Below are 7,066 nucleotides of genomic sequence, written 5' to 3'. Positions count from 1 at the left end.
GCCGGCGGCTTCGTGGCCCGCATGGGCAAGAGTTCCATTCTCAAAGCCGACGACGTGGCCACCACCAGCGAGCTTGGAATTCTCGGAGACCTGCTGACTTTGAGCCTCAGTGTGAGTGATGTGTTCGGCTCCCACATTGAGGATTCCTCCCTGACCGGTACCGAGGGGGCTACTCCGTGCTGGCCCGGGGGGGCTACCACGAGATTGCCGGCGGCTTTGTAGGCTACGCCGATGTGTGCAGGATCGAGCGCTGCGGTGCTGACAATCTGCGCCTGGTCATGTCCGACGAGATTGCCGGCGGCTTTATGGGGGCCATGAGCGACGCCATGCTGCTCAGTCTGGATGTGGGCCTTCTGTAAAAGCTTCTGGCGGGGGTTACCGTCGGAGTTGATCTCATCAAAGCCAACCGCTCCAAGATTGAAAACGCTTCCGTGACCGGTGTGGACACCTGGGACGGCTATGATGTGTACGGCGGCGGTTCCAGCGCCACCTCCGACGCCACCACCACCATGGGCTACGCCGGGGCCTTCCTGGGTCTCAACTTCGGCAGCACCGTCACCAACGGACAGGCGGTATACGCCGATACGGTGAAAGGTACGGTGAACCGCATCAACCCCTGCGTAGGGACCGAGGAAAACACCGCCCTGCTGCTGAACCTGGATTTGGATGTGCTGCTGGAGTTGATTGACCTGGACGGCTGGCTCAGCAGGTCGGAGATTGAGAACAGCACCTTCCAGACCCGCACCGGCGATACGCCCTTGCCCTCAGCGGTTGAGCCGGTCAGTCACAGCGGGAAAGAGACCATTTCCGCGCTGACGGCGCCCCACTGCGTGGCGGCCAACGAGGCTGACCTGATGGTGCAGGCGGTGACCCATACCCTGACCGTCGCCAAGGCCCTGGAATATGAGGACGGGGCCATCCCCAACCTGGGGGATTTGGACTACACCTATACCCTTCAGATTTATGACGAGAGCGGCGCCCTTCTTCAAACCGCTGCCCTCCGCCCCGGGGAGAGCGTGGTGCTGAACAACCCCGCCGCCGGGACCTATACCATTAAAGAGGATGCCGCCTCCGTGCTCCCCGGCAATGTGACGCCGGCGGCGGAGGTTGCCGTTACGGTGGAAGAGGGGACAAGCGCCCAGGTCACGGTGGTCAACACGATTACGGCCTCGGGGCAGGCCCCGCCGGTCGGGGCGGGCAATCCGGGCGGCTATGCCGCCTCCGATGGGAAATTCATTGTCAACCGTATTCCTACCGACGGCCAGGAGCCGGAGAAGATCGCAGACCCCTGCGAACTGCTGAACACCTCGGCGGCCAGCCTGTTGGGACTGAACACCCAGACGGACGCCATTGCCCCGGTGGAGCTGGGGAAAAGCGGCGCGGAAGGAGAGGAGGGTGACGGAGATGCTGATTAAACGGACCCCATACCGGGGGAAGCGGGTGCTGCGGCGCAGCTGGCCCCGGCGCTCTGTCGCCGTGGCCGCTGCGGCCCTGTGTCTGCTGGCGGTGGTCTGCGGCAGGACCTATTCCTATTTTTCCGCCAAGGACAAGGTGGTTAACCGCCTGGATCTTTCGGAGCTGGACTTTGTGATTGAGGAACCCTCCTGGGAGGAGCCGGACACCCCGGTGCGGCCGGGGGACGTGCTGACCAAGGACCCGCAGATTGTCAACACCGGTGAGACGGATTTTGTGGTCCGGGTAAAAATCCAGGAGGTCTGGGTTCCCAAAGATCCGGCCAGCACTTTGCAGCAGCTGATCAACCCGGACTATGTCCGCTATTTTGCGGCGGATACCGGCGGGGAGGGGGAGGGCGGCGCCTTCCCCGCCCAGCAGCTCCTGAGCATTCTCCAGGCGGACGGCCAACTGGACGAGGGAGTGAAAAACTTCGCCCTGCGTCTGGACCTGACCCCCAACAAAACCAACCCCAATACGACGTATTGGGCGCAGGACGGCACGGCGGGCTGGTATCGCGGCAGCACCCAGAACTCCGAGTGGCTGTACTATAACCAAATTGTGCCTGCAGACGGCGGGCGCACAGCCCCGGTGTTCCAGGCCGTGACCATCCGCACGGCGGAGGACGTCTGGCCTCTGGACGCGATTACCCTGGCTCCGGGGGAGGATCTGACCCAGGCCCACGCCGAGCAGCTGGCGGAATACAACAAGCTGCTGACCCAGTATGACCTGGAGCTCTATGTGTACGCCGAAACGGTGCAGGCCGACTCCTTTGCCTGGCAGGACGCCTGGGGGACGGACTTGCCCCAGGACTGGGAGGACAGTTGGGGAGGTGCGGCGCCGTGAGCAAGATGGGCAAGCTCGTGGGCGATGTGGTCTTTCTTGTGGTCATTGCGGTCCTGTTGGGAAGCAGCCTCCTCTTCGCCCTGAATCAGGACCCCGACAAGACGGTGTTGGGCTACCGGGCCTATCATATCCTCTCCGGAAGCATGGAGCCGGAGCTGAGCAAAGGTGACCTGGTGATTGTGAAGGCGGTTCCGGCGGAGCAGCTGCAAAACGGCGACATCGTTACCTACTACCCCACCGGCGAGGCGGGAACCACCGTCACCCACCGGGTGGTGAATACCCTGATGAAAAACGGCCAGGTATGGATTGAGACCCGGGGCGACGCCGTGGAACAGTCCAACCCCGTGTTTCCCGGCGAGGCGGTCATCGGCGTGGTGGTGTTCCATATCCCTCTGCTGGAGGCGGCCATCACCTGGATTCAGGGCCACTTGGTCCTGAGTATCGTGGTGGTGGTGCTGGTCCTGGCGGCCTGGGTTGGAATAGACTGGCGGCGCAGAAAGAGAGGGAAGGAGGCGGCAGAGCATTCCGGGGAGGCGTAGCCGCCCCTCCGTGGGACGATTGCTGACACACAGGTGCTGCGTGCTGCAATACAACAAGTTCACAGAGAGAGAAAGGATGAAAGACAGATGAAGAACAAGAGGAAAATCGCAGTCGGCGCGGCGGCGCTGGCTGTGGTGCTGGTGTCGGCTGGTACCTTTGCCTGGTTTTCCACCACGGACAAGACTGAACCCAACATCTTCCAGATGGACAACTTTGATGTGACCGTCACCGAAGACTTCGATACCCCCGATGTACCTCTGAATCCCGGTATGGATGTTACCAAGGAGGTGGGAGTCACCAACGCCGGCAATGTGGATGTGCTGGTCCGGGTGAAGCTGGAGGAGGCCCTGAGCCTGCTGGTGCAGGATGACACCGACGGGGTGGACAAGCTGAAGGTGGAGTATCTGGCGGATAAAGCCGATGCCGCTGGTGCGCAGTACGTGCCGGTTTCCATCAGCGATGCTATGATTACGGCATATACAAAGGCGGGCTATGCTTCCTATTCCACGAATACCCCCACAGACGTTACCGTTTATCGGAAGGAGACCACAAACGGCGACAATACGGTGTACAGCTACTTGGCCTATGTGACCGACACCAAGCAGCTGGTTCAGGTGACGCCGCAGGGAGATAACGCGGCCACCCCAGACAGCTTTAATGTGATGTATGCCTACAACGAAAGGAAGGATGCCGGAAGCGGCCAGTATACCGTTACCGCGACCCATGGCAAGGATGATGAGGTATTGGATACCTACTATGCCGACGGTACCTTCCATGACGTTGTAACCCTGAATTTCGCCGCAAATGTTCAGACCGATGGTGCCGCCCTTGGGACGGATACTGTTTGGTACCTGGCTGACGACGGATATTTCTACTACACCAAGGCCCTGAAGGGCGAGTCCATCTCCGAGCCCCTGCTGCAGTCCGTAAGCATCCGGGAGGCGGCCGGCAATGCCCTCAAGGGCGCTACCTACACCATCACCCCCGTGATGCAGGCCGTTCAGGTGGGCTATGATGCGGCTGCTGCCACTTGAACTGATATGGCTGGCTCTTCTGTTTCCGGCGGTGCTGCTGTAACGTCGGACAATGCCTATCAGCTGGTCTATAACATCGTGAACTACGGTCACGCCAGCAAGATCACCACTGATTAAGCTTTATTACATCACGGCGGCGGATGCCGGGCCACCCGGCATCCGCCCCTTGCAGGGAGGCTGAAGCGTGAACAAGAGAATACGCGTTGGGCTGCTGGCGGCGGTCCTTGGTTTCAGCCTTGCTGCAAGGGGGCTGGGACCCGCCCTGGCGGCCTCCGGCGGCTATACCCGTACCTACGACCCCCAGAACAACACCATCGTCTATACCATTTCCTCCGGCGCGGGGGACTGGGTGACCATCAACTGCAACGACGTGGCCAACAGCCTGATGGCGGGGCTGTCCCTGCCCGGCCAGGCGTCCCAGGTAGCCGTCCGCTTTGTCAACAACAGCAGCCGTACCTATGTGTTTGAGGACTATGCCTTTACCACGGAAAACGGGATTGAGCGGGATGTGCCGGTGGCTTCTCCCGGCCTGCCCACCACCCCCGGCTATACCATCCGCACCCAGCCGCCCCTGCAGGACGGGGCCATCACCAGCCAGCGGGGCTTTGACGGCAATCTGATTCCCTATCCCATGACGGTGCTGCGTTCGGTCACGACCCCCCTCAAGGCGGCCTACGGCATCGCGGACAGTGCCGACGTGACCGTTTTGCAGGTGCTCCACCTGGAAGACAGGCTGGCGGAGCTGGGATACGATTCCTACTCCGAGTACCTGCTGGATTACTACAAGCAGAGCTGCACCGATCCCACCCACCGCTGCCGGCAGGCCGCCAGCCTGCTGGAGCTGGACCCCAGCCACCAGTGCGAGATTCTGGGTTCCAACTCCTTTGGCTATACGGGGCAGTCGGAAATCCGGCAGCCCCGAACTATTTCCATCGCCGAACTGCAGACCAATCCGGCCTATTATGACTTCCGGGTGTACGGTTGGGGTACTCGGGTAACCGGCGCCACCGGGGAGCGGCGGGTGGAGCAGGACTATGAAATCATGGAGACCGATCCGGAAATCATCGCCCTGGGCTACCGCTATCTCTACGCCTACGGCCTGTTCTTCTCCTTTGACGGCACGGGCATTGAGATGCCTGCCTCGCCGGAGGAGCTGGCCCTGGACAACCTGGAAATCTGGAGCTACCTGAACCGGCTGGATTCCGTGGAGAAGCAGGTGGATGTGCTGGAGCGCATCGTCCTGGAGCCGGGGGCCTCCGTTACCCTGCCCAATGTGACCCTGGAGGTGCAGCTGCCCAACAGCTACGATATGCGCTCCATTGACTTCGGCTTTTCCCTGAGCTTTGTGACCGCTGACGGTCCGGGACCCGTTGACCCGCCCGGTCCCACGGATTCCCCGGGTCCCACCGACCCGCCCGGTCCCACGGATTCCCCCGACCCCACCGCACCGCCCGGACCGGACAACCCGGATGGCCCCGTCAATCCCCCCAAAACCGGCGATACATCCCATCTGAACCTCTGGCTGGCCATACTGGGTGCGGCCATTCTCCTGCTGGGCTTTGTCCTCATAAAAATGCGAAATGAGCGGCATCAACCATGAGCGGGCGGAGACGGAGCCTCTATCTCTGTGCCTGCGCCGTGCTGGTGCTGGTAATCGGCGTGGCCGCCTGGAACGTGGCCGCCATCCTGCTGGAGTACCGGGCCGGGGAGCAGACCTACGCCCGAATCTCGGAACTTTCCCGTCTTCCCGCCCACTCGGCGCCCCCGGAGGCGCAGGAGAGTGCGGAGGCGCTGTCCGCAAGGAATTTTGCGGCCCTGGAGGAGGCCATTCCCGATGTGGTGGCCTGGATTTCCATTCCCGGCACGAATATCGACTATCCCGTGGTGCAGGGGGCGGACAACAGCTACTACCTTACCCACCTGGCCACGGGGGAGGAAAACTCCGCCGGCAGCATCTTTTTGGACTACCGGGCCGCCTCCGACTTTTCCCAGCCCTACAGCATTATCTATGGCCATAACCTGCGGAGCGGGACCATGTTTACCGGCCTGAACCAGTATAAGAAGCAGGACTTTTATGAGGAGCATCCTCTGGGGGTGCTGGAGACGCCGGGGGGAGATTATGAGATAGCCTTCTTTTCCGGATTTGTAGCCTGCAAGGATCATGAGGTGTGGGATACGGATATGGCCACAAATGATTTTTCCGCCTGGGCGGAGCGAATGGTGGAGCAGTCCTGGTTCCGGGCAGCCCGTTTTCCCGTGGAGACGGACCGGATTTTGACCCTGTCCACCTGTACTTATGAATTTGACAACGCCCGCTTTGTCCTGCTGGGAATCCTGCGGTAAGCGCTTGACGCAAGAGGGAAAGCGGTCCTTGTACCGTGGAAAGCCCTCGGCAGAGTTTCGCCGCCCGCAGGCGTGCGCGTTTTGCACGTGCGGCGCAGCGGGCTGTATCCTCTCTCAAGCATGCTTGCATGTTTGAGAGATGTGGCGGGCGTTTTCGACACACTGAAAACGGCCCCCGGCAGGGCGCCGAAGGCGCTCCGCCGGGGGCCGTTTCCTCAGGAGTCGCAGCGGGGGCAGAAATAGGAGACAGTCTGGGTTATGATATCAAAACGCTGGCTCATCTGCCGGTGGCAGCTGCCGCAGGTGGGGGGGATGCGGTGGACGCCGTTATCGCTGCAGCCTCCGCCCGCCACGCTGTCCAGTTCCTCGTCCGCCAGAGGGCCGTTCCTGTGGAGCTGGGCGTAGAGCGTTCCGGCCTCCTCCGCTGTCAGCGGCACACTCTGGGCCTGGGCCAGGGCCAGCAGCGCCTCCGGGCTCTCCGCCGCCTTCGCCGCCTCGTACATCTTTTCATCAAAGGTAAGATTCATCTTTCCGCCTCCTTTATAGATTAGGCCGGCGGAACGCGCCGGCCACGTCCGGGAGAAAATCCGCTCTATGTTTTGGTACACCGAAGTCTGCTGACGGGCCATAAAATGTTCTCTGCGGCTGCCCTGCGGACGCGGACAGCTGACGGCCTTTTGCCGCGGGGGGATAAAACGCCGGAGCAAAGCGGACGCTTGCTCCGGCGATGGTGCGCCTGAAGGGACTCGAACCCACACGCATCGCTGCACGAGAACCTAAATCTCGCATGTCTACCAATTCCATCACAGGCGCATATTCTGTTGAAAGAGCCATAGCCGCAGAACACATTC

The 7,066-nt window shown here is 61.5% G+C and carries 8 protein-coding genes and 1 tRNA gene; 7 read left to right on the top strand and 2 right to left on the bottom strand.

Annotation, left to right across the window (positions count from 1 at the left end):
* Window positions 1–176 precede the first annotated feature (176 nt).
* From Q0J74_RS09550 to srtB, 7 genes are all read left to right on the top strand, one after another.
* Window positions 177–359, top strand: a complete 183-nt coding sequence (locus Q0J74_RS09550) for a hypothetical protein (RefSeq protein WP_297213896.1) — start codon at window positions 177–179, stop codon at window positions 357–359.
* A gap of 72 nt (window positions 360–431) precedes the next feature.
* Window positions 432–1,415: a hypothetical protein gene (locus tag Q0J74_RS09545; RefSeq protein ID WP_297213893.1), complete on the top strand. Its 984-nt coding sequence runs from the start codon at window positions 432–434 to the stop codon at window positions 1,413–1,415.
* Complete coding sequence (locus Q0J74_RS09540; RefSeq protein ID WP_297213890.1) at window positions 1,405–2,298, top strand: TasA family protein; 894 nt, start codon at window positions 1,405–1,407, stop codon at window positions 2,296–2,298. The genes Q0J74_RS09545 and Q0J74_RS09540 overlap by 11 nt, the downstream gene beginning before the upstream one ends.
* A 5-nt stretch (window positions 2,299–2,303) precedes the next feature.
* On the top strand, window positions 2,304–2,837 hold the full coding sequence (locus Q0J74_RS09535) for a signal peptidase I (RefSeq protein WP_297213899.1): 534 nt from the start codon (window positions 2,304–2,306) through the stop codon (window positions 2,835–2,837).
* Window positions 2,838–2,924: 87 nt separating this feature from the next.
* Window positions 2,925–3,872 carry a BsaA family SipW-dependent biofilm matrix protein gene (locus Q0J74_RS09530; protein WP_297213887.1) on the top strand — a complete coding sequence of 316 codons (948 nt, stop codon included), beginning with the start codon at window positions 2,925–2,927 and terminating at the stop codon, window positions 3,870–3,872.
* 184 nt (window positions 3,873–4,056) lie between these two features.
* Window positions 4,057–5,472: an LPXTG cell wall anchor domain-containing protein gene (locus tag Q0J74_RS09525; protein ID WP_297213885.1), complete on the top strand. Its 1,416-nt coding sequence runs from the start codon at window positions 4,057–4,059 to the stop codon at window positions 5,470–5,472.
* Window positions 5,469–6,215: a class B sortase gene (srtB, locus tag Q0J74_RS09520; protein WP_297213882.1), complete on the top strand. Its 747-nt coding sequence runs from the start codon at window positions 5,469–5,471 to the stop codon at window positions 6,213–6,215. The genes Q0J74_RS09525 and srtB overlap by 4 nt, the downstream gene beginning before the upstream one ends.
* Window positions 6,216–6,430: 215 nt before the next feature.
* Here srtB and Q0J74_RS09515 read toward each other — a convergent pair whose 3' ends face one another.
* Entirely contained in the window at window positions 6,431–6,742 is a 312-nt protein-coding gene (locus Q0J74_RS09515) for a hypothetical protein (RefSeq protein ID WP_297213879.1), read from the bottom strand.
* 201 nt (window positions 6,743–6,943) lie between these two features.
* Window positions 6,944–7,028: transfer RNA gene (locus tag Q0J74_RS09510), tRNA-Leu, on the bottom strand.
* Between the last annotated feature and the right edge of the window lie 38 nt (window positions 7,029–7,066).

The organism is uncultured Flavonifractor sp. (assembly GCF_944387675.1).
GTDB lineage: Bacteria > Bacillota > Clostridia > Oscillospirales > Oscillospiraceae > Flavonifractor.
Note: the sequence above shows the minus strand (reverse complement) of the source record. Positions and strands in the feature narration are given on the sequence as shown.

Excerpts from the sequence above, each read along its gene's own strand:
- Q0J74_RS09530 (WP_297213887.1), top strand. The coding sequence starts at position 2,925 with ATGAAGAACAAGAGGAAAATCGCAGTCGGCGCGGCGGCGCTGGCTGTG.
- Q0J74_RS09535 (WP_297213899.1), top strand. The coding sequence starts at position 2,304 with ATGGGCAAGCTCGTGGGCGATGTGGTCTTTCTTGTGGTCATTGCGGTC.
- Q0J74_RS09540 (WP_297213890.1), top strand. The coding sequence starts at position 1,405 with ATGCTGATTAAACGGACCCCATACCGGGGGAAGCGGGTGCTGCGGCGC.
- srtB (WP_297213882.1), top strand. The coding sequence starts at position 5,469 with ATGAGCGGGCGGAGACGGAGCCTCTATCTCTGTGCCTGCGCCGTGCTG.
- Q0J74_RS09515 (WP_297213879.1), bottom strand. The coding sequence starts at position 6,742 with ATGAATCTTACCTTTGATGAAAAGATGTACGAGGCGGCGAAGGCGGCG.